The organism is Limnohabitans sp. Bal53, from assembly GCF_003063355.1.
Taxonomy (GTDB): domain Bacteria; phylum Pseudomonadota; class Gammaproteobacteria; order Burkholderiales; family Burkholderiaceae_C; genus Limnohabitans_A.
Map to the genome: position 1 here is coordinate 923,012 of NZ_NESH01000001.1, position 22,287 is coordinate 945,298.

The 22,287-nt window shown below is 60.6% G+C and carries 23 protein-coding genes; 6 read left to right on the forward strand and 17 right to left on the reverse strand.

Annotation, left to right across the window (positions count from 1 at the left end; genetic code table 11):
- Positions 1–13 precede the first annotated feature (13 nt).
- Complete coding sequence (gene tgt / locus B9Z50_RS04460) at positions 14–1,186, forward strand: tRNA guanosine(34) transglycosylase Tgt (protein ID WP_108362388.1); 1,173 nt, start codon at positions 14–16, stop codon at positions 1,184–1,186.
- A 62-nt stretch (positions 1,187–1,248) separates the two neighbouring features.
- Positions 1,249–2,403, forward strand: a complete 1,155-nt coding sequence (locus B9Z50_RS04465; protein ID WP_233249749.1) for an ATP-binding protein — start codon at positions 1,249–1,251, stop codon at positions 2,401–2,403.
- Here B9Z50_RS04465 and B9Z50_RS04470 read toward each other — a convergent pair.
- The 16 genes from B9Z50_RS04470 to pedF all read right to left on the reverse strand — a co-directional run bounded on the left by B9Z50_RS04470 (position 2,390) and on the right by pedF (position 16,529).
- Entirely contained in the window at positions 2,390–3,637 is a 1,248-nt protein-coding gene (locus B9Z50_RS04470) for an FIST N-terminal domain-containing protein (protein WP_108362390.1), read from the reverse strand. The two genes, B9Z50_RS04465 and B9Z50_RS04470, sit on opposite strands and share 14 nt — an antisense overlap.
- Complete coding sequence (locus B9Z50_RS04475) at positions 3,634–4,350, reverse strand: PhaM family polyhydroxyalkanoate granule multifunctional regulatory protein (protein WP_108362391.1); 717 nt, start codon at positions 4,348–4,350, stop codon at positions 3,634–3,636. Before B9Z50_RS04475 ends, B9Z50_RS04470 begins: the two co-directional genes overlap by 4 nt.
- Before the next feature lie 64 nt (positions 4,351–4,414).
- A complete protein-coding gene (locus B9Z50_RS04480; protein WP_108362392.1) occupies positions 4,415–5,263 on the reverse strand; it encodes a TauD/TfdA family dioxygenase in 849 nt (282 codons plus the stop codon).
- Between the two features lie 55 nt (positions 5,264–5,318).
- Complete coding sequence (locus B9Z50_RS04485; RefSeq protein WP_108362393.1) at positions 5,319–6,467, reverse strand: methanobactin export MATE transporter MbnM; 1,149 nt, start codon at positions 6,465–6,467, stop codon at positions 5,319–5,321.
- A gap of 21 nt (positions 6,468–6,488) precedes the next feature.
- Positions 6,489–7,373: an MbnP family copper-binding protein gene (locus B9Z50_RS04490; protein WP_108362394.1), complete on the reverse strand. Its 885-nt coding sequence runs from the start codon at positions 7,371–7,373 to the stop codon at positions 6,489–6,491.
- A gap of 20 nt (positions 7,374–7,393) precedes the next feature.
- Positions 7,394–7,939, reverse strand: coding sequence for a copper chaperone PCu(A)C (locus B9Z50_RS04495; protein ID WP_233249750.1), 546 nt, complete (start codon positions 7,937–7,939; stop codon positions 7,394–7,396).
- 10 nt (positions 7,940–7,949) lie between these two features.
- Positions 7,950–8,537 (reverse strand): Crp/Fnr family transcriptional regulator, encoded by a 588-nt coding sequence (locus tag B9Z50_RS04500; protein ID WP_146183160.1) that lies wholly within the window; start codon positions 8,535–8,537, stop codon positions 7,950–7,952.
- A 95-nt stretch (positions 8,538–8,632) separates the two neighbouring features.
- On the reverse strand, positions 8,633–9,031 hold the full coding sequence (locus B9Z50_RS04505; protein ID WP_158270630.1) for a DUF2946 family protein: 399 nt from the start codon (positions 9,029–9,031) through the stop codon (positions 8,633–8,635).
- Positions 9,032–9,062: 31 nt separating this feature from the next.
- Positions 9,063–9,530, reverse strand: a complete 468-nt coding sequence (locus tag B9Z50_RS04510; protein WP_108362397.1) for a copper chaperone PCu(A)C — start codon at positions 9,528–9,530, stop codon at positions 9,063–9,065.
- A 132-nt stretch (positions 9,531–9,662) separates the two neighbouring features.
- Entirely contained in the window at positions 9,663–10,028 is a 366-nt protein-coding gene (locus B9Z50_RS04515; RefSeq protein ID WP_108362398.1) for a DUF2946 family protein, read from the reverse strand.
- Positions 10,029–10,091: 63 nt separating this feature from the next.
- Complete coding sequence (locus tag B9Z50_RS04520; RefSeq protein WP_108362399.1) at positions 10,092–10,514, reverse strand: BLUF domain-containing protein; 423 nt, start codon at positions 10,512–10,514, stop codon at positions 10,092–10,094.
- A gap of 95 nt (positions 10,515–10,609) precedes the next feature.
- Entirely contained in the window at positions 10,610–10,987 is a 378-nt protein-coding gene (locus tag B9Z50_RS04525; protein ID WP_108312538.1) for a DUF779 domain-containing protein, read from the reverse strand.
- A gap of 73 nt (positions 10,988–11,060) precedes the next feature.
- A complete protein-coding gene (adh, locus tag B9Z50_RS04530; RefSeq protein WP_108362400.1) occupies positions 11,061–12,581 on the reverse strand; it encodes an aldehyde dehydrogenase in 1,521 nt (506 codons plus the stop codon).
- Positions 12,582–12,861: 280 nt separating this feature from the next.
- Positions 12,862–15,060, reverse strand: coding sequence for a TonB-dependent receptor domain-containing protein (locus B9Z50_RS04535; RefSeq protein WP_108362401.1), 2,199 nt, complete (start codon positions 15,058–15,060; stop codon positions 12,862–12,864).
- Between the two features lie 25 nt (positions 15,061–15,085).
- The gene (locus B9Z50_RS04540) at positions 15,086–15,994 is read right to left on the reverse strand and encodes an ABC transporter substrate-binding protein (RefSeq protein ID WP_108362402.1); all 909 of its coding nucleotides are present in this window, start codon (positions 15,992–15,994) and stop codon (positions 15,086–15,088) included.
- 46 nt (positions 15,995–16,040) lie between these two features.
- A complete protein-coding gene (gene pedF, locus B9Z50_RS04545; protein ID WP_108362590.1) occupies positions 16,041–16,529 on the reverse strand; it encodes a cytochrome c-550 PedF in 489 nt (162 codons plus the stop codon).
- 380 nt (positions 16,530–16,909) lie between these two features.
- On the opposite strand from pedF, the gene B9Z50_RS04550 reads away from it, so the two are divergent.
- On the forward strand, positions 16,910–19,087 hold the full coding sequence (locus B9Z50_RS04550; protein WP_370463054.1) for a sigma-54-dependent Fis family transcriptional regulator: 2,178 nt from the start codon (positions 16,910–16,912) through the stop codon (positions 19,085–19,087).
- Here the strand turns inward: B9Z50_RS04550 and B9Z50_RS04555 are convergent.
- A complete protein-coding gene (locus B9Z50_RS04555) occupies positions 19,064–20,077 on the reverse strand; it encodes a hypothetical protein (protein WP_146183161.1) in 1,014 nt (337 codons plus the stop codon). The two genes, B9Z50_RS04550 and B9Z50_RS04555, sit on opposite strands and share 24 nt — an antisense overlap.
- Positions 20,078–20,365: 288 nt before the next feature.
- On the opposite strand from B9Z50_RS04555, the gene B9Z50_RS04560 reads away from it, so the two are divergent.
- The 3 genes from B9Z50_RS04560 to B9Z50_RS04570 are packed head-to-tail and all read left to right on the forward strand — an operon-like array spanning position 20,366 to position 22,282.
- Positions 20,366–21,127 carry a hypothetical protein gene (locus B9Z50_RS04560; protein WP_233249751.1) on the forward strand — a complete coding sequence of 254 codons (762 nt, stop codon included), beginning with the start codon at positions 20,366–20,368 and terminating at the stop codon, positions 21,125–21,127.
- Positions 21,124–21,735, forward strand: coding sequence for a hypothetical protein (locus tag B9Z50_RS04565; RefSeq protein WP_108362404.1), 612 nt, complete (start codon positions 21,124–21,126; stop codon positions 21,733–21,735). Before B9Z50_RS04560 ends, B9Z50_RS04565 begins: the two co-directional genes overlap by 4 nt.
- A gap of 22 nt (positions 21,736–21,757) precedes the next feature.
- Positions 21,758–22,282: a hypothetical protein gene (locus tag B9Z50_RS04570; RefSeq protein ID WP_233249752.1), complete on the forward strand. Its 525-nt coding sequence runs from the start codon at positions 21,758–21,760 to the stop codon at positions 22,280–22,282.
- The last annotated feature ends 5 nt before the right edge of the window (positions 22,283–22,287 follow it).

The window sequence follows — 22,287 nt, forward strand, 5'->3', positions numbered from 1 at the left end:
CTTTAGGCCTTACATGCTCCAATTCGACCTGCTCAAAACCGACCCTTCCAGCCACGCCCGCCGCGGTACGCTGACCCTGAACCATGGTGTGGTGCAAACGCCGATCTTCATGCCTGTGGGGACCTACGGCACCGTCAAAGGCGTGATGCCGCGCAGCCTGCACGAGATGGGCGCGCAAATCATTTTGGGCAACACTTTCCACCTGTGGATGCGCCCGGGTCTGGACATCATGAAAGGCTTTGGCGGCCTGCACCAGTTTGAAAAATGGGACAAGCCCATCTTGACCGACTCGGGCGGTTTTCAGGTCTGGTCGCTGGGCGACATGCGCAAGATCACCGAAGAAGGCGTGACCTTTGCCAGCCCCGTGAACGGCGACAAACTCTTCATGTCGCCCGAAGTGAGCATGCAGATCCAGACCATCCTCAACTCCGACATCGTGATGCAGCTCGACGAGTGCACGCCTTACGAAACCAAGGGGCACTTGACCACCGAGGCAGAAGCCCGCAAGTCAATGGAAATGAGCCGCCGCTGGGCCGTGCGCAGCAAGGACGAGTTTGCACGGTTAGAAAACCCCAACGCGCTGTTTGGCATCGTGCAAGGCGGCATGTTTGAAAACCTGCGCCAGGAATCGCTGGACGCGCTGGTCGAGATGGACTTTCCGGGTTACGCGATTGGCGGCGTGAGCGTGGGCGAGCCCAAGGACCTGATGCTGCAAATCATGGCGCACACGCCCCACCGCCTGCCCGCAAACAAACCGCGCTACCTGATGGGCGTGGGCACCCCTGAGGATTTGGTGCAAGGCGTGGCCGATGGCGTGGACATGTTCGACTGCGTGATGCCCACCCGCAACGCCCGCAACGGCACGGTGTTCACCCGCTTTGGCGACCTGAAGCTGCGTAACGCCCGACACAAAAACGACCCGCAGCCACTGGACACCAGCTGCACCTGCCACGCCTGTGCAGGTACGTCCGGCGTGTCATGGGACCAAGGCGGACGCGACGGATTCAGCCGTGCCTACATGCACCACCTGGACCGCTGCGGCGAAATGCTCGGTCCCATGCTGACCACCATCCACAACCTGCACTACTACCTGAACCTGATGCGCGAAGTGCGCGAATCGCTGGACGCGAGCCAGTTCAGCGCCTTCCGGGCTCAGTTCAAGACGGATCGGGCACGCGGAGTCTGAGGTATTTATCCTTGCAAATCATGGAATGAAACTCCATAATTGCAAGGATGTTTAAACGCCATTTGCAATCTTTACTGGGTGAAGAACTCCAGTTTTCACCGGCCGTGGCCTTGCTCGGCCCCCGTCAGGTGGGCAAAACCACGCTGGCACTGGAAGTGGCGCGCAAGATTCCGCACGTCTATCTCGACCTGGAATCGGATCGAGATCGCGGCAAGCTGGCCCAGCCGGAGTTGTATCTGGAAAGTCACCTGGACAAATTGGTCATCATGGACGAGGTGCACCGGGCACCTGGCCTGTTTCCGGTGCTGCGCGGCTTGATTGACCAGGCCCGACGCTCAGGCCGGGCATCCGGACAGTATTTGTTGCTCGGCTCGGCCAGCCTGGATGTTTTGCAGCAGTCAGGCGAAACCCTGGCCGGTCGCATCGCTTATCTGGAACTGGGCCCCTTGACTGTCCTGGAAACAGGCCAGGGCACCATGGATGACTTGTGGCTGCGGGGTGGTTTTCCGCAAAGTCTGACCGCCCCCTCAGATGCCCGCAGCCTGCGCTGGCGAGAAAATTTCATCCGCACCTATCTGGAACGCGACATTCCACAATTCGGCCCGCGCATCGCCGCCGAGACATTGCGCCGCTTCTGGACCATGCTGGCCCACCACCAAGGCGGCCTGCTCAACGTGGCCCAACTGGCGCGCAACCTGGGGGTGGATGTCAAAACCGCACAAAGCTACATCGATCTCTTGTGTGACTTGCTGTTGGTGCGCAGGCTCGCCCCTTGGCACAACAACACCGGCAAGCGCTTGGTCAAAGCACCCAAGGTGTATGTGCGTGACAGTGGTCTGGTGCATGCGCTGCTGAACATCGAATCCAAAGAAAGCCTGCTCTCGCACATGGTGGTGGGTGCCAGCTGGGAAGGGTATTGCATTGAAACCTTGCTGGCCTGTGCACCTGCTGGCGCGACGGGCTACTTTTACAGAACCAACGGGGGTGCAGAAATTGATTTGCTGCTGGTTTGGCCAGGCGGTGAGCTTTGGGCCATCGAGATCAAACGCAGCAGCACACCCAAATTGGAGCGTGGTTTTCACAGCGCCTGCGATGACCTGAAGCCCAGCCAAAAATGGGTGGTTTATCCGGGCAAGGAGACCTACCCTCTTGCGGCAGACACTCAGGCGATTTCATTGCATGGCCTGTGCGAGCGGCTCGCCCTCAATCGGTCGTGAACACCGTCAACACCCCGGTGTAACCGTACAACTGCTTGCGGGCAATTTCGCCCGCCGCAAAGAAGCCCACCAAGGGCACATAGCCCAAAGCGTGGCGAATGATTTGCATCTCGGCGCTGGGCCCGCCAAAGTGGGGGCCACCGCGTCCGGTGCAGCTCACATACACCGCGCCCGCGATGCGCTGACCCGCTTGGGGCAAGGTCGGCACCGGGTCGTCGGTCAACGCATTGATCGCCTCGATGGACAACATCTCGGGCTCCAAAGCTTCGCGAATTTCGGCGCACACCCGAATCAAATCGGCACGGGCCGCTTGCACATCGCGGCGGCAAAACGTCAAACGCATGCCGGGCTCCAGGTGCTCGGCAATGGCCACGCCTTGGCGCAAAGGGTCCAGGCCAATGATGTGACGCACCCGCACGTCGTTGCCCAGATTGCCCGCACGGCCCACGCCCGACTGCCCGGGCGCACTCAGGCCAACCAGTGTGGAGCGCACCACCGCAATGGCTTTTTGCGGCTCGCTCAGGCTGATGTCCAGATCGGCCAGCATCACATCCAGCGCAGGCTCTCCCGCCAACTTGAGCACCACATGGCCTTCGGCTTCGGTGACCTCGCGCTCGGGGGCCACAGGCTGGCAGCCTTGTGTCACGCGCGACAAAAGCGACACATCGGGCGAGAAAGCCACCCCACTCAAACCGCCTTCGAGAACACCGCCATTCACCTCTTGGCCACCTGCATCTTCGGCCCGCACTGAAAACTGCACGCTGCGCGTGCGGCTGGCGCTCAGACCGCCAAATAAATAGCCTTGCTGCGTGCGCTCGGCCATCTCTTTGATCAGCTCGGCGAGGTCGGGCGTGTGCGGGTCTGCGTGCACCAAGGCCGCATCGGCCCAGCCTGCTGGCAGCGGCGACACCCCAGAAAACACGCGGTATTGCTCGGGCGTCAGGTCGCACAACATGAGCGCCATGGCGGGTTCGTCAAAATACTCCGCATTGTTCACCGCCACACCAATGCCGACCGTGCCTGCCCAGTCGGGCACCTCTGGCAAGGCCTGGCGCAGGTGGTCCAGCAGGGCTTGCGCCTCGGGCGCGTAATGGTCAGTGATGTAGAGCAATCCCAAACGCGGCTGGCTGGCGTAGTCTGGCAGACCCATCTGGGCACGCAGCTGCGCCAGCACCAGGCCTGCGGCCATACGCCACTGCGGGTGGGTGGCGTGGCCACAGGGAAACAGCTTCATGATGCTTTGCGCTTGGCAGCCGCCTTGCGCGGCGCAGATGGGGCAACCGGTTTGGTTTTGGCAGCAGCAGACTTCTTGGCTGCGGGCTTTTTGGCTGGGCTTGGTTTTTTGCCAGGTGCTGACGTGCTGGCCCCTTTGGCCGTCATCCCCGTCTTCATGGCTTCGGCGGCCACGTCTTTGACGGCCGCTGCGGCAATGTTTTGAAACTGCTGGGTCAAGGCACCCCACCACTGCATCGGGTCCACCGCAGGCTTGGCGGACGCAGGCCCTGCCGAAGTCGCTTCAGGCTCCTCTTTCACCGCATCAGGTTCTGGCTGAACGGGTTCGGGCTGTGGTGCGGCCTGCTGGGGCGCAGCAGCTTGCGGCTCAGGTGCTGGTGCAGGCGCTTTGACCGTGAAAGCCTTGGCCAGATCGGCCATGTTCACATTCATGCTCTGCAGCGTGGACAAGGTCATTTTTTGCACCTCCATCGCCTGGATGGTGGCCTTGAGCGCCGTGGTGTTTTGCTCCAACCAGAAGAGCACCGACTTCAACTCCTGAATGCGTTTGTCGATGTCCTCGATGCTGAGCGTGGGCGCCACCCAGCTGGCCATGCCGGGCACGGCACCCGCACTGGCACCAGGCGCGGCCTGCGCTGCCGTTTTGGACAGGTTTTGTAAAAAGTCAAAACCCGGTACGAATTTGCCAAAGCCGAAGGCGGATGAATCGCTCATGGTGTCTCCTGAAAAAGGACTGAGCAAAGCTTACCCGAAGACGCTTTCAATCAGTCTGACGCACTCAAAACGCTGGGTCTGCCGTGAAGGTGACGCGATGCAGCTTGCGGTGCTGCGGATAAAAGTCGGCCACGGCGTAATGCTGGGTCGAGCGGTTGTCCCACACCGCCAATGAATGGGGCTGCCAGCAAAACCGGGCCTGCACTTCGGGGGCGGTGATCAGCCCAAACAACTGCGCCAACAATGCGTCGCTTTGCGTACGCGGCAGGCCGTGGATGTGGGTGGTGAAGGTCGGGTTAACGTACAAAATCTTTTTGCCTGTGACGGGGTGCACACGCACCACCGGGTGCGTCACGGGTGGGTATTTGGCGCGAGCAGCCTGCAGCTGCTCGCCCGTGGCATCTTGGCGCAGCAAGTATTCGGTCCAGCCGGTCACCTCCCAGGTGTGCATGGCACTCAAGGTTTCCAGATAGGCTTTGAAGTCAGCAGGCAAGGCCTCGTAGGCGGTGGTCATGCTGGCCCAGACGGTGTCGCCACCGCTGGCTGGAATCACTTGCGCATACAGGCTGGTGCCGATGGGCGGATTGGCTTGCCAGGTGATGTCGGAATGCCAATTGTTGTTGGCCGCCGGGCGCTCGGCGGTGCTTTCCACAACTTCAATCTCGGGCTGGCTCTCCACTCGGGGAAAGAAGGCTTTGACTTCGTTGACTTGGCCAAAACTGCGGGTGAAGGCCACCTGCTGAGCAGGGGTGAGCACTTGATCCCGAAAAAAGATCACCTCGAACCGGGCCAAAGCGTCCTTCAGCTCGGTTTGTGCCAGATCACTCAAGGGTTGCGACAAATCCAAACCATGGAGCGTGGCCCCGATGTTGGGGGTAAAGGGCGTGGCAACAAAGCTTTGGTAGTCGGGCATCCGAGCAGTGAAAAATGTCATTTCCCGATGATGCCAGAGCGGGCCCCAGCCAGTTTCACGGGCGCGTTTTCCACGGATTGGCGTGGCGAGGGTTGTGAACAAAGGTGTGGTCGGTCAAGGTGTTCAAGAAAGCGACCAGGTCGCTGACTTCTTGTTCGCTGACCTCGAAGCCCCCGATCAATGAACTGCGCAAGGGGCTGGGCCCGTTGGCCGTGCCGCCTGCGCGGCCGGCCTGGGCGTAGTGCTCGCGGATGACTTGGTCGAGCGTGGCCATCGAGCCGTCGTGCATATAGGGCGCGGTCAGCGCAATGTTGCGCAGGCTGGTCGTGCGGAACTTGCCCATGTCATCGGGGTCGCCCGTGAACTCGCTGATGCCCGGGTTGTCTGCGGGGTAAGCACCCCGGCCATCCAGGTTGTGCATGCCCGTGTTGTGAAAGCCGCGCTCGGCCAATGGCAGCTTGCTGTGGCGGATGTTGTCGGTGAAGGTGAAGCTGCCGTGGCAGTGGTAGCACTCCATCTTTTCGCCAAAGAACAGGCTTTCTCCGCGCTTGGCCGCTGGGGATATGGCCGTGGGCTGGCCGCCGTATTTGTAGCGGTCATACGGGCTGTCAAACGAGAGCAGGCTGCGCTGAAAACTGGCCAAGGCTTTGGTCAGCGTGCCCAGCGAATACAAAGCCTCTCTGCCTTTTGCGGCTTCGGATGGAAAGGCTTTGGCAAACAAGTCGCGGTAACGCGCATCGGCTTGCAGGCGTGCAAACAGTTCTTTCTCTCGCCCTGCCATGCCCATCTCGACCGGATGCTCACCAAACAGCGGAATGAGCGCCTGCACCTCCAAAGCCGTGAGGTTGGGGTTGGCCCAAGTCAGCACTGGCAGATAGGCCACATTAGCCAGCGCCATGGCACTGCGTTGACCCGCTTGCCCGGTGACGCCCTTGGCCACGGCCAGTCCGTCGGTGAAGGCTTTGTCCTGGTGGTGGCAGGTGGCGCACGACATGCTGCTGTCAGCCGACAGGCGTTGGTCGTAAAACAGGTGCCGCCCCAGCTCGACCTTGGCCGCACTCATCGGGTTGTCTGCGGGCACCACAGGGCGTGGCACCCAGGCAGGCAGGTCCCAATGAAAAACGTCTGTGGAACTGCCCGTGAGCACAGCCCAGCCAGCCAAGGCCAGCAGGCAGGTGCTCAGGGTTTTGCTCAAAGGATTCATGGCCGAGCTCTGGGGTGCAGATCAGCGCTTGGACAAAAGGCGTTGAGGGCCTGCAGCGGCCACGCCGTCATAGGCCAGGCCCAGCGCCTGCATCACAGGTGGGCAGTCGCCGTCTTTGGGGAAGCTCATGCAGCCGGGCGATGTGCCTTTGGCGTTCACGTCCACATTGGCCTGTGCCAGCAACGCGCCCATGTCGGCCACCACGGTGTTTTTGCGCAGGTCAAAGCCATCGAAGCGCACCGTCATGCGGTTGGGGTTTTGGCAAGCGCTGGGGGCCTGGGTTTTGCTCTCGCCCGCGCATGCCGTGCTGCCCAGGTGCACCGAGTAGCGCGTGACCGGGCCCATGGCGTTGGCTGCTGCGGGTTTGTCTGTGCTGATGCCACTGCTGGCGGTGTCGAACTTGATGAACTTGTAGCCGCCTTGCCAGTTCCAGAACATGGCTGTGGAGTTGAGCGGCGCGGGGGCGACCGTGGGGTCTTGGTGATTTTGTGCAAAGGGCACGCCCACGGTGAGTTCCACCCCGGTGTACTCGCCCGCAGGCACTTGGCCGCGCACGCTGGTGTTGGTGGCTTCTGTGCCATTGCGGCAAGGGCCTGCGCCGTTTTCAAAGTCCAGCAGCGCCACCGATTGCTGTTGCCACACGCCGTCTTGTGCGAGCTGCACGGGCACGGTGCTGCCGTCTTGGCGCACCAGCTTGACCTCGCTCACGTACATGCGAAAGTCGCTGGGCGTGATGGTCGAGCGCGTGCTGCCCACGCCTTCGTAACGCTGGCCGCAGGCAAAGGGCTGGCCGTTGATTTGGGCAGCAAATTTCAGCTCAACAGCTTGGGAAGTGGGTGGGCTGGGCAAGGTGCTGCAGGCGCTCACGGTCAAGGCCACTGCCGTCAGGGTGAAAATATTTTTCATCGTGTTCTCCATTTCAAAAATCAATGCTTGTGCGCAGGCGCACCTGCACGCGGTGTTTGCACCCAAACGTTCACACGCCGGGTGCCTGCTTTTTCAAAGACCAGCTCCAGATCGAAGCGGTCACCGTCTTGGAGGGGTTTGGCCACGTCCAGCAGCATCAGGTGGTGCGTGCCTGCGCCGCCGTGCCGCAAGGACACTTCGGTTTGCGCGGGCAGCTCCAGCGCAGGGACTTGGCGCATGCGCATGACGTTGCCGTCCATCTGCATGTGGTGGATTTCGACCCGCGCAGCCACAGCGGTGCGGGCCGACAGCAGTCGGTCAGGCGTTTTGCCTTTGTTGCGGATGGACTTGAAATACACCGCGCCGGTCGTAGTGCCTGCAAGGCTGGGCGTGGCGTAGGGGTGGTCGATGACCACATCGCCTTGGCGAAAGTCGTGTGCGTGGGCAGAGCCCATGCCCAACAGCGCCAGGGCCACCAGCCCCATGAACAAGCCACCCGTCACAAAGCCCAGGCCAAAGCCGGTTTTTGGGGCGCTCTGCCAGAACCTGAAAATCACTTGTTGCATACCAGACCTTTCAGGCCGCCATGGCAAAGGGCTGGTCCACCGCCCACACGCTGGGCACACGCAGTCGAGGCTGCTTGCGTTCGGGCAACAAGGTGTTGAGTTCGCGGCACACGGTCTCGAAGGTGGAGTCGACCACGCGGGCCATTTCTTTGAGCGTGGGCAGTTCTTTGCGCTGAACGGTCAACACACGGCCATCGGCCTGCTTGCCCAACACCGTCAACAAATAGGCCAGTCGCTGCACGATGGGGCCGGTGCGCAAAAGGTGCATGTCGCAGGTCTGCCGCTGCTGCTGCATGAAGCCCTGCGTCATGGTGGTGTAGCGGTCCAGATCTTGGCTTACCGGGTGGGGCACCGCTTGTGCGGCCACCAAGGCCACAGCCGTGAAGGCATAGGGCTCGGCACACAGCGACTCCACGCCGATCAGGTCACCGGCCTGGGCCAGTTGCACCAGAATTGGGCCGTCTTGGCCATGGCGCTCCAGCTTGAAAACACCTTGGGTCACGCGCCACACGGGACCGACACCGCCGGCGGCCAACAAGCTTTGGCCACGGCTCACGCTGATGGGTTCACCCACCGGAATTTGATTGAGAAATTGCACACGCTGCTCCTGACTGAAACGGCCAGAGCACCCGCTGAAAAGCGGGCACCCGGCAAACAGCAGGCGGGCATGGGCCCAGCCTGCCACGGCTGACTTCAGGCGTGGGCAGGCGGGGCGCGGGAGTGGACCGTCCAGTGCAGGACGGCTTGAGGAATGTGTTGATCAAACTGCGCCAACAGAGGCGGCGCTTGTGGCAATGCCTGCCACGACAAGGGTGTAGGCGGCGGCGCCATGCGGTCACTGGCCAACACGCACAAGGCGCAATGGTCGAGCATGGACGCACCCGGTACAGAACCTTCGCCGCTCTGTGCATTGCCCTGTTCGTTGAGCGCCGTCTGTGGTGTGCCCTCGGTGGTGCACACCGCCATCCATGGCACGGCGCTGCCCTGGCTCCAGGCCCGCGCACGCGAGACCGTGGGGGCCAAAGCCGCCAGCAGCATCGCGCACAGCAGCCACAGGCTGAGCCTGCGCAGTTGGGCAGAAGTCCAGGTCATGGATGGGTCAGTCGAGGGACAAGCCGTCAGCTCAATGCTTGTGCATCTTGCCGTCGCCATGCTTCATGGCGGGTGCGGCGGCCATGCGGGCTGAGGCTTTGATCTCGATGTTCTGGCGCTTGCCGTCTTTGCCTTCCACCACCAGCGTCACGGGCACGGTGTCACCGTCTTTGACCTGACCTTTGAGGTCCATCAGCATGACGTGGTAGCCACCGGGCTTGAGGTCCACCGCTTTGCCAGCAGGCAAGGCCAGACTGGGGATCGCACGCATTTTCATGACACCGCCGTCCATGCTCATTTCATGCACCTCAACCACACCCGCCACTGGCGACTGGGCCGAGATCAACTTGGCATCTTGCGCCGACTGCAGCTGCATGAAAGCACCCGTGGCTTTTTGCTGCGCCACGGTGGCACGCACCCAAGCATCTTTGACAGTGACTTGGGCTTGGGCGGCAAAGGCCGACATCAGGACGGCAAAAGAGACAACAACGCGTTTCATGGCGAACTCCAGTTAAAAAAAGACACGATAGGAAAGGGGTGTGGCGGCGCTTGAAAGCCAGCGCATCGGTCACGGGCACGGTGAGCGGCTCATGCGGGCACGCCGCACTTGGCCGTCAAACAGCTGCCGTGATCAAGAAAAAGAGGGGGGAGCGCGGGCCTGCCAAGGCAGGCCGATGAGCGAGGCCAGTCGGGCCTGCTCTGAGGGAAGCAGCGCATGAGACAGCCCGGCATGGACTGGCGCTGAAACCGACACCACCGGGGGCGCGGCCACCGGCAAACACAAGGGGCAGTGCAGGCCGTTGTGGCTGCCTTGCGCTTCCTCGCCGTCGGCATCGAGCTGGAGCAACTTGACGCTGCCCGCTGAGGTGCACACCAATTGCACGCCCTCAGGGTTGACCAGCGGAGAAGCCACGGCCGCCCCCACAAACAACACAAACCACACCAGCACGAGGCGGGTGAGGTGGTTAGCGTTGCGCAGGGATTGCAGACTGAACATGTGAAGAATTATGGCATCGAAGGCTGAGACCTGTCGGCACACCCGGTCAATGCGCCCGTCTTTTCACATGGCTGTATCAGCTTTTTCGTCTGTGACCTGTTCGGTTGCCCACTGGGTGCAACGATCAGCCGCACTGGACATGCCTTGGGCATCCACCGGAAAAAAACCAGGAATGTCGTATTTATCGAAGTGCGCATAAGAGGAAAAGGCCATGGCCCAATCTGCAAACTGCCGATCGGTGATCGGGCTTCGCGCCAACAGTTCTAAATTGTGGTGCCGCTCATCGCGCTGGAGGCTTTTCCACAATGCATCGATCGAGCCAGAGGGGCCTTCGATGCAATGAACAAAGATCTCCTCGGTGTAGAGCAAATGCCCCGTGATGCCCAAGCTCAGGTTGCGTTTGCGACACTGCACCAGCAAATTGAACAAATGCAAGCTGCCCAATTTGTGGGTGGCTTTTGAGCGGTAAACCAAGCGTTCCAACATACAGCCTCCAGGACCAACCGGGTATTTTTGTCGACGGGCTTGATGCGAGCCTTACAAAATGCCATCAATTGCGGGTTTGCCCCCACACCCCGTCATCAGGCCAGATCGCGCAGCACCTGAGGCTCGATGGCAGCCCACTCTTCGTCGGTGAACAGGCGCGAGCGGGTATGAAAGGCCTTGCCGGTATTGCCTTCCAGCGAAAAGGTGCCGCCCGAGCCTTCGATGACATCGATGATCAGCTGGGTGTGCTTCCAATACTCGTACTGCGATTTGCTGATGTAAAAAGGCACCCCGCCCACATGGCCCAACAACACGTCGTAAGGCCCAATCGTCAGGTCGGTGGGCAAATAACAATTGGCCGCGCTGTTGTCGCAGCAGCCGCCACTTTGGTGAAACATCAGCTCGCCGTATTGGGCTTTGAGTTCATCGATCAAGGCCAGCGCTTCGGGCGTGACCACCACACGTTCAACCATGTTCATCTCCTGACATGCCAAGACAAAAAGGGGCGGATTGCGCCGCCCCTGTGAGGATGACCGATTCAATCGATCAGAAGAAGCCCAGCTTGCTCTCGCTGTAGCTGACCAAGAGGTTCTTGGTTTGCTGGTAGTGGTCGAGCATGACCTTGTGGGTTTCGCGGCCGATGCCGGACTCTTTGTAGCCACCAAACGCAGCGTGTGCGGGGTAAGCGTGGTAGCAGTTGGTCCACACACGACCGGCCTTGATCGCACGGCCCATTCGGTAGGCCACGTTGCCGTTGCGGCTCCACACGCCAGCGCCCAAACCGTACAGGGTGTCGTTGGCAATTTCCAGGGCTTCGGCTTCGTCCTTGAAGGTGGTCACGGCCAACACGGGGCCAAAGATCTCTTCTTGGAAGATGCGCATTTTGTTGTGGCCTTTGAACAAGGTGGGCTGCACGTAGTAGCCGCCTTCCAAGTCACCGCCCAGGTGGGCTTGTTCGCCACCGGCCAAGACTTCAGCGCCTTCTTGCTTGCCCAAATCCAGGTAAGACAAGATTTTGGTCAACTGCTCTTTGGACGCTTGTGCACCCATCATGCTGTCGGTGTCGAGTGGGTTTTGGTGCTTGATGGCGGCCACACGCTTCAAGACACGCTCCATGAACTTGTCGTAGATGCTTTCTTGAATGAGGGCACGCGATGGGCAGGTGCAGACCTCGCCCTGGTTGAAGGCAAACAGCACCATGCCTTCGATGGCTTTGTCCAGGAAGCCATCGTCTTTGTCCATCACATCGGCAAAGAAGATGTTGGGCGACTTGCCGCCGAGTTCCAGCGTGGCGGGGATCAGGTTGTTGGCGGCGGCTTGTGCGATCACACGGCCTGTGGAGGTGGAGCCGGTGAAAGCGATCTTGGCGATGCGCTTGCTGGTGGCCAAAGGCATACCGGCTTCGCGGCCATAACCATTCACGATGTTGAGCACGCCTGGTGGCAGCAGGTCGGCAATCAATTCCACCAACACCAAGATCGAGATGGGGGTGGATTCGGCGGGCTTGAGCACCACGCAGTTGCCTGCGCCCAGGGCAGGGGCGAGTTTCCATGCGGCCATCAAGATCGGGAAGTTCCAGGGGATGATTTGCCCCACCACACCCAGCGGCTCGTGGTAGTGGTAAGCCACGGTGTTTTCATCGATGTCAGACAGCGCGCCTTCTTGTGCACGCACGCAGCCTGCGAAGTAACGGAAGTGGTCCACCGTCAGTGGGATGTCGGCGTTGAGCGTTTCGCGAATGGCTTTGCCGTTGTCCACGGTTTCGGCGTAAGCCAACATTTCCAGGTTGGCTTCGATGCGGTCGGCAATCTTGAGCAAGATGTTGGCGCGCTCGGTGGGCGATGTCTTGCCCCAAGCGTCCGATGCGGCATGGGCAGCGTCCAGCGCCAACTCGATGTCGGCAGCATCCGAGCGTGCGGCCTGCGTATAGACCTTGCCGCTGATGGGCGTGATCACATCGAAGTATTGGCCTTTGACCGGGGCCACGAACTTGCCGCCAATGAAGTTGTCATAGCGGGCTTTGTATTGAACTTTGGCGTCAGCGGCGCCGGGTGCTGCATAAATCATGGTGTCTCCAGAAAAGTGATGAACGTCTTGCAGGACGTACTTTCTTTTTGCAGCAACCATGCCAATGCCAAATGACGCTCGCCCACCGACTTTTTGCGCCAGCTTGAAGCAACTTGGGCTCCTGATGCGAGGCCACTGTCTCAACCCTCTGTGACACTGCGCCAAACTGGTACGGCAAATGATTTCATAGGTGCCAATGCCCGATCGTAAGGCCATGCACGCCCCATCCCCCAAAGAAACAGGCCCCGAAGGGCCTGTCTGAGAGGGTGCTGACCGTCCGTCAAAAGCGGCGCTGCGCCTCCAACCCCAGCAACAACTTGCGCCCCGGGCCCGGCTCAAAGAAACGCTTGTTGCCATCGTTGACGATGACGGAGCCCACATGCTGGCGATCGGTGAGGTTGTCCACCCGCACGAACTCCTTGAGCGTCCAGTCCCCACGCTCTTGCTCGAACTGCACACCCAGGTTGAACACGGTGTGCGCGGCCGCTGCGTCGGTGTTCAGGTCATTGACCATCACGCTCCCCACATGCCGCGCCTCCAGCGTCACCCGGCTGCCCAACCAGCCCGTGTCCCAGGCTGCTTGCGCAAACAGCTGCTGCTTGGGCAGGCCCGGCATGCGGTTGCCTGCGGGCACCTCCACCTGCGGATTCACGTTGGGGCAAAGGGTTTGAACACAGGTCTTGAAGGCATCACGGTAATTTGCATCCATCCAGGTGTAGGCTGATGTCAGGGTGAGGTCGCCTATGCGCCACTCGCCCGCCAGCTCCAGACCTTGGCGCAGAGTGCGTCCGGCGTTCTGGAAAGTGGTGCGCCCGCCCGTGTTGTTTTGCACCACGATCTCGTCGTCGGTGCGGATGTCAAACGCGGTCGCGCTCCAGCGCAGCTTGTCTGCGCGACCACGCATGCCCAGTTCGGCGCTGGTGCTACGGGCGGCGATGAGTTCGGTGTTGAAGCCCGAAACGCCACCGCTTGGGTAGGCTACTTCATTCAGTGTGGGGATTTCATAACCCTTGCCGATGCTGGCAAAAGCCTGCACTGTTGGGCTCCACTGCCAACGCACACCGACCACGGGCAAGGTACCTTTGAAACTTTTGCTGCCACTGTCGTCGCCGTTGGCACCCACAATGTAACGGTCGCTCGATTCGTATTCGGTGCGGGCCTGGCGCACGCCGCCCATGAGCGTCAGGTCTTGTGTGCGCCACTCGGCTTGTACATAAGGGTCCAGCGTTTGAGCGCGGTTGACCTCATCGCGTCGCAACTTGCCTTGCACGCCCAGCGTGCTGCCCACGAAGTTTTCGTAGCCTTTGCGCTTGTCACTTTGGTGGTCAGAAGCCAAGCCCGCGCTGAGCGCGAGGCGACCGCCCTGCCATTCACCCTCGTGGCGCCAGCGGGCGTTCCAGCCCCAGTAGTCACGGTCGAGATCGATCACCGCGCCCGAGCTGCGTGGCGGCGTTTGAGCGCCCGGCGGAATGGACTGAAATTGCACAACCTGGCGCTGGCCGCCATAGCCCATCAGCTCCAGCTTGTGACCATTGCCGAGCGCTTGCTCAAAGGCCAAGCCCAGCTGAGTTTGCGAGACGGTTTTGCGGGTGTTGAAGGTCAGCGCCCCGGCATTGGTTTGGTCTGGGTTGTCGTCAAATGCGGCGCGGTCAAGGCCTTGCGGATCCAACGCGGAGCTGCTGTGCCGGTTGAACACCAGCACCGTGCGCCCGCCTTCGTGCGAGCGCGAGAGTTTCATGTTGGCCGTATTGCGGTCAGCCTCAGACTGCGGGCGGGTGCCATCGGTGGCAAAGCCGCTCACGTCCAGCGCATACGACCAGCCCGGGGCCTGCTTTGTGCCGGTTTGGCCCGTGAGCTGGGTGGATGCGCGCCACAAGCCGTCAGAGCCTGCCACCACACCCGTGCGCCACTGAGCGGGCTGCTGACCGTCTTCGGTGTAGAGCAGCAAAGCACCGCCGGACGATGCGCCATAGAGCGCAGCCATGGGCCCACGCACAACTTCAATCCGGTCGGCGCTGCCCAACGGGAAGTTCGCGGCCTGGCCAGAACCATCAGGCGCGCTGGCCGGAATACCGTCCACAAACAGGCGCACACCGCGCACACCAAAGGTGGCGCGAGCGCCGTAGCCGCGCACCGAAATTTGCAAATCTTGGGCGTAGTTTTGCCGGTTACGAATCACAAGGCCCGGAACGCGTCCCAAACCCTCAGAAAGGTTGATTTGGGCTTGACCCTCACGCAGCTCATCACCCCCCACCACATCGACCGAGGCCGCACCACGCCAGACCCCGCCACTTGATCGCTGAGCAGATACCACCACCACGGGCGACAAGGCCCCGGCGTCGGTATCGGCCTCAGCCGCAGAAGCGGGCACCGACTGCGCTTGAGCGCCAGCGGCACACATCAAGGCAATGGCCCAAGCCACTGGAGCCAGCCGCGCGGGATGGGTAGAGTTCAAACTGGATAGGTGTGAGAGGCTCATGGGTTATGTTGTTCGAATGGGTTATTCACGGTGCCACAAGGGTCATGCCCCTGTCACGGTATATGGCCAGCAAACGGCCATCGGCGCGAATTTTGTTCAAGGCCGTCTCCAAAGCCATCGCCAATTGCTTATGACTTGTCTTTACAGCCATGCCGATGGGCCAACCGTTGTCGGCCAGACCAGGCAGCGTCAGTTGTGTCAAACCAAACCCGGCAGCTGGACGCCCTGCTGCACGCAAGGCCGTTTCGGCCTGGGCCCGCGAAACGTAGGCTGCAACGGCCTCGCCCTTGATCACCGCGTGAGCCGCATCGATGCCCGAGTTGAACATCTTGACCTGCGAGCGCAGGCGCCCCCCCCCAAAACCCAGCAAAGTGCTGGCAGCACCACTGCCACGTTCGGCAGCCAAGGGTAAATCCTGCAAGTCCAGGCCCGACTGAACGGTGGGCAAACGCTCCAGCGCATGGAAAACGGTCAGCACTTCGCGGGAATAAGGCGCAAAGATCAACACCTGCTTGTTGGCCACCATGAGAAATTTGTCCACGGGAACATGCAGCATGACGTCAGCTGGCCCGTAACCCAAGTAATGCCCACGCCAAACCATGTTGCGCAGGTCATCGTTCATTTTTTCGCCCGCATCAAAGGGGAGCAAACTGAGCTTCAAGCCCATCTCGCTGGCCAAGGCTTGCGCCAACGCCACATCGACGCCCTCCATGTCCTGACCCTTGCCATCTGAATAGGGGGCATTGTCTTTGTACAAGGCCACCTTGAGCACACCACTGGCGCGCACTTTGTCCAGATCAAACAACTCCTGTGCTTGCACGGCAGCATGCCCTAGGCCCAGGGCAGCGCCAGCACATGCCCAAGAAGCGGTTTGCAGCCATTGGCGGCGTGTGGACGGGGTTGTATGTGGCGTCTGCGGCAAGTCTTTGGTCATGAAGTCTCCTTTATTGGCATGTGAGGCCGAGCGCGCTCAGTGTGGCTTATTTTTCGCGACGGGTTTCGAGGTAAGTGCGGATGGCCCAAATGGCTTCCTGGCTCAAGGTGCTCTCAAACGGGGGCATGTAAACACGGCCGTCACGGGTGCGGCCACGGCGCACGGTGGCCACGTAATACTCGTCCATTTCGGCCAGGCAAGCGTTTTTCTTGGCCTCATCGGCCATGCCTGTGCAGTCGGCGTCCATTTTGCGCAGGTCAGGGGCGATGCCGCCCGAGATGGCTTCCAGTCCGTGGCAGCGGGCGCAGTTCTGGTTGTAGGCCGAGGTGCCAATGCGAAGCGCTTCTTTGGCGGCTGGGCCTGTGGTGTAAGGGTTGCTAGGCAACCATTTGGCACCCAGTTGTGGCAGGGTGTGGGTGTCCACGGCCTGGGGCGTGACATCGCCGTGGGCCCACAAATGGGAGCCGGCCAAGACCAAGCTACCGAACAAGAAGGTGGTGCGCAAAGCGCGAAGTGAGGAACGTGTGGTGGACATGTAATGAACTCGCATGGGGTTGAACAATGCGGATGTACTGGCAAATAGCGTGCCATACAGCACACTGTTGCAAATTCGGACAATGTGCCACATGGCCAAGTCAAGTCTTTGCAACTCGGGCCCAGATGTTTCAAAAAGATACACCACCTAGTACGCACCACCCCAATTACGACATATTTGACACATTCAGGCCTGGCCGATGTTTTGCATGTGCGCACAAAAGGTACATTTTTCTGTAAAGAGTCGTTGTGCGTAATCAAACTGAAAGCTTCGCGTCAGAACATGAGTTAGGCGCTGATTCGGATGAGTCAGCCCATCCACAAAAAATAGACGCGCCGCAGAGCCACATTTGGGCTTTGACGGACCTGTCAGGAGACAACATGCTCAGCATGCACACACGCACCCCGCCCAACAGCGGGATTTATGCGCTCAACAGTGACCAACACCGCCACCTGATCCGGGAGTCCCACGGACGCAGTCTGTCTTTTGGACTAGATTCCTGGGTTAAACCCGATTTTTCACCGCTGAACCAACGCGGTGTTGAGCATGCGCGTGTTGAAAACCACATGCTTTATCAGCACGCCAGCCCGGTGATGGAGACGCTATACGAACAGATCGCCAACACCCACAGCATGGTGCTTCTGACCTCCAGCAACGGCTTGATCCTTCACTCACTGGGCGATGCAGACTTCTTGGAGAAAGCCACCCAAGTGGCCTTGATGCCCGGGGTCGAGTGGTCCGAACAAAGCCGAGGCACCAACGCAATCGGCACAGCGTTGACCGAGGGCCAACCCGTGGTGGTCCATGGCCGTGACCATTTTCTTCAATCCAACCAGTTCCTGACCTGCTCTTGCACACCCATTTTTGACCCCTATGGCAAGGTGATGGGGGCGCTGGATGTGACGGGTGACGAACGCAGCTACCACCAGCACACTATGGCACTGGTGCGTATGTCGGCGCAAATGATCGAGAACCACATGTTCGAGAATGTGTTCCCCGACGCCATGCGCATCCACTTCCATTCGCGCCCGGAGTTCCTCAATACTTTGGTCGAAGGCATTGTGGTGTTCACCCTGGATGGTCGCTTTTTGTCGGCCAACCGCAGTGCCCAGTTCCAACTGGGACTATCGGTCAACGCCATGAAGGCGCACACCTTCTCCTCCTTGTTTAACCTACCGGTGTCGCAGTTTCATGACCGACTGCGCCATTCGGCCGGGCAACCTGTCAGTCTGTGCATGCACAACGGGGTTTCGGTGTTTTGCCAGGCGCGGCTCAAATCCAGCAGTGCCTGGTTTGGCGGTCTGCACCATGCGCCATCGAGCGCGCCGTCGCCACAGCCGAAGGCGTACCCCAATAAACCCGCCAGCGTGACGCCCGAGCCGACACCTGCAACCCGCGCTACCACTGCTGCTGCCGCTGGACGGGCAAGCTTGTCAAGCTTGCACTACCTGAACACGGGCGACCCCCAAATCGCGGCCGTCCTGCACAAGCTGCAGCGCGTGCAAGGCAGCGATATCCCGATCATGATCCTCGGCGAGACCGGCACAGGCAAGGACATTTTGGCCCAGGCCATTCACAACGACTCTGCACGCGCACGGCAGCCCTTTGTTTCGATCAATTGTGCCTCTATCCCCGAGACCCTGATCGAGTCAGAGCTCTTTGGCTACGAAGAAGGGGCCTTTACCGGGGCCAAACGCCGAGGTGCCCCCGGCAAAATCCAGATGGCGCATGGCGGCACCCTGTTTCTGGACGAGATCGGCGACATGCCCACCCAGCTGCAGGCACGTTTGCTGCGCGTGCTGCAAGAGCGGCGCGTGACCCCCTTGGGTTCAGGCAAGGAATACGACGTGGACGTGATGCTCATTTGCGCCACCAACAAGAACCTCAAAACCCTGATTGCCCAAAACCAGTTCCGCGAAGACTTGTATTACCGCCTCAATGGTCTGGTGGTGCGCCTGCCGGCGCTGCGTGAACGCTCAGATTTCGAAATTGTGGCCAACAAAATACTGTTCAACCTGTGCGAAGAAGATCATAAAATCCATATTTCCGACGAAGTGATGGCCTTGTTCTTGCAGTACCGGTGGCCTGGCAATTTTCGCCAACTGCACAACCTGCTGCGCACTGCGGTGGTCATGGTCGGGCACAGCGGTGGCATTGGCATGGAACACTTGCCCGATGACTTTTTGGAAGAGGTGCAGCAAGCACCCGTGCGCCTGCAACCCGAACCCTTGCCTTGTGAAGAAGCCGCGCTGGTCATGCCCCTGAGCACCGTGGATGCACACCCCCCTGTGGCGGCCGAATCACCCCTTGCTGCGCCTGGGGGCGTCACAGCACCCTGGTCACACCGCCCCCCCCAAGCCGCACCACCACAGCCGATGGCAGCGGCTGCACCCACCAGCGCGGGAGCGCCCCGCTTGCAGGATGTCGCCCTGCAAACCATGACCGATGCCTTGCGGCAATGTCGTGGCAACGTTTCTGCGGCAGCCAAATTGCTGGGGGTTTCACGCAACACCATCTACCGCAAAAAAGACCATTTACCGCCGGACGTCTGGGACTGAACCACAGGCACGCGGCCAGTCTTGCTGGTCCAACCAAAGCTGCTCGGCCTCGCGCCAGGCGCGGCGTTGGTTGAACAGGTGCTGTTGTCGCCAAGCCTGCATCTGCCCCGCATCGGGTGCAGGCCAGTCTAAGGGCGGCACCAAGTCTTGCACCCCTTCGGCCTCAGACTGCCCCAGCTCCAGTCGGCTCCATGCATGCCCCAAAATGCGGCACAAGTAGTGGAACTGACGCTGCAGCGCAGGCTGCACCTGCTGAGGCCCGGCCACCAAGTGTTGCCCGATCAGCCAGTCGGGCTGCATGGCCTTTAAACGGTCCAGCGCCGCCAACCATCCCAGCACACTGCCTTGGGCGAGCACGGGCCAACGCCCATCCACCAGACCTCCAGCCAAAACAACACCCCCTTGGCGTTGGGCCTTCACCGACATGCCCTGGGGGGGCGACCACAGCACCAAATCGTTTTCCGTGTGCGCCTGGCGCATCTCCTGCACACGCCACGCTCGCTCCCCGATTTGCAACCACTGCCCCTCATGCAAAACGATTTGGGGCCACACAATGCGCGTGCCTTGCATCGCGGCCTCACCCAATTCACGGGTGAGCGAAGCCAAACACTGGGGGCAACGCCTTTGCATGGCCAGTGCTGTGCCTGCCAAGGCCGAGACCGGGACCGCCATCGCGCTGTTGGCGAGCACCTGCTCGGCGTGCGCATGGGTGTTGATCAATGCCGTCACGCGTGCGCCTTGCTGACACCACAAACTCTTGTGCAGCGCCTGACCCACATGGTGGCTGGGCCCAGGGTCAACCACGGTGCGCTCTGCACCCTGCCCCAACACAACCGTGGTGGCCAAAGGCTCGGCATGCACAGCGTCTGCGGCCGAGGACAGCGCCACAGGCCAGCGCCCATGCACCACCGCCACATCGGGCAGCACTTGTTGCAACACCAGCGCCTCATCGGGCGCACAGGCATTACGTGCTTTTTGTGTTGTTGGCATGCCAAGCAGCGGATGGGCCTGTACCGTCAGCCCCCACATCAGCCCCAAAAGAGCCCACTTGAACCCATGTCGCCATGTCCGCTTTGTCACAACACAAACGTCGGCACTGTTCCAAACTGGAACACCTCGTCCCGTCATGGGCCTGACCTTGGCTGGGTGGAGGGTAGAAACGGTCAAAAGAGGTGGCACTTATGTTGCTAATGAAAACGGTTGGCACACGGTGGCTGGTATGTTCGCACATGCTGCACTTGGCATGCCAGCCCCTCATTCCTGGAGACGATCGCAAGCATGAACTCACTCACCCATCCGGTCAGCCGCTGGCACCAGCGCATGTGGGGTGCCTTGTTGGTCAAGCGTCTGCCCGGCGCCGCCCGGCCCAGCATGGCGCTGGAGCAATCCCCTCAAGGCCTGTTCCTGTTGTGGCTGGCCTTCATGGGCTTGCTGGTGTTTGCTGCCAGCGTCATGGCGCAACACGGTCTGTGGCTGCGACTGGTACAAGCCGACCCCACAGGCTTGACCATCGCGATCGTGCTGCTGTTCATCGGATGCTCGCTCTGGGCGGGAGCCCGCAGCTGGCAACTGGGCTTGCAGTGGCAGACCTTGCACCTCTCGGCCCAAACCCCGCTGGCGGGCAGCGCCAGTTGGGCGAGCGATTACCTGCTTGCCCGTACCCACAGCGCCACCGACAAAGGTGTGCTGCAACAGGTTTTGAGTGACCGGGCCCACGGCCCCCAAGAGATGGCCTGGTGGCTCAATGGCATCCAGCTTAAGTTAGGCTTGCTGGGCAAGGTGATCGGCTTTTCCGTATTGGCCCTGGAACTGGGTCGCATGGACGGGTTTGACTCCCAACAATCGGCCCAGATGCTCAAAAGTCTAACGGGTGGTCTGGGCATCGCCTTGTTGACCACCATCACAGGCTTGGCAGCCAACATCCTGCTCGGTTTGCAACTCATGCGCATCGACCGCTTTGCCGACGGCCTGGTCGCTGAAATCCTGCTGCGCGGTGAAACCCAGGCCATGCGCGAGACGCCGGGTAAGGCCAACGCATGAGCATCGGCCGCAGCACACGCGACACCGAAACCGATCCTTTTTATGACATGTTGTTCAACATGTTGATCGCCTTCGTTTTTTGTTTTGTCATCGCACTGCTCGCCTTCAACCCCCTGGCCAAAAAGGCTGGCGATGTACCCGCCAAGGCCGAGTTCATGATCACCGTATCTTGGCCGGATGAGAACCCCAACGACCTGGACACCTGGGTGATGGAGCCTGGTGGCAAAGTGCTCTGGTTTCGCCAGCGCGATGTGGGCATGCTGCACCTGGACCGCGATGACCGTGGCGACAAAAACAACTCGGTGGTGGTCAACGGAAAAACCATCACCAGCGCGGCACGCCAAGAAATCGTGACCCTCCGTGGTCTGGTGGCCGGCGAATACGTGGTCAACGCGCACTACTACGAAAGCCGCAACCAGTTGCCCGTAGATGCCACGGTGACCGTGGTCAAGATCAACCCGCAAGCCCAAATCGTGTTCACGGGCACCCAGCAAATAGGTGCCAAAGGCGAAGAACGTACCTTGGTGCGTTTTTCTATCGACGACAGTGGCCAGGTGCTCGATGTGAACACCCAGCCCAAGCCCATCGTGCTGCGATCGGGCATCTGAAACTTTTTTAAATCACCTCATCATGATCCCGACCACCACCACCGAACTGCTTTGGCTGGGCATCGCCTACGCGCTGCTGGCCTTCTTGCTTTTGTGCCTGTGCTTGGCCACACGATGGCATTGGCTCGTCAAGGCCCTGATGGTCGTTGTCGTCAGTGCCTTTTTCCTGTTGCACAACCAAGTCTTGCGCGGCATCGCGGGCTGGCCGGCCGACGATGCCCTGCCCCCCCGTTTTGTGCTGCTGTCGGCCGTGTTTGACGAACCCAGCCCGGCTCGCCAGCATCCGGGTGCCATTTACATCTGGGTCAATGAACTCAAAGACCACGAAGCGCTGGATCTGCCCCGCGTGCACCGCTTGCCCTATGAAAAAGACCTGCACCGCATCTTGGGCGACGGCATCAAAAAAGCACGTGACGGCAACACCCAGATCGGCACCACCGAGCCGCGCCGGGGCCAAGGCGGACTGCCTTGGCTGAGGCCGGGCAGCGACGACAAAGTCCAGATCAAACTCAGCGACTTGCCCCGTGCGCAATTGCCCGAGAAATGACCACC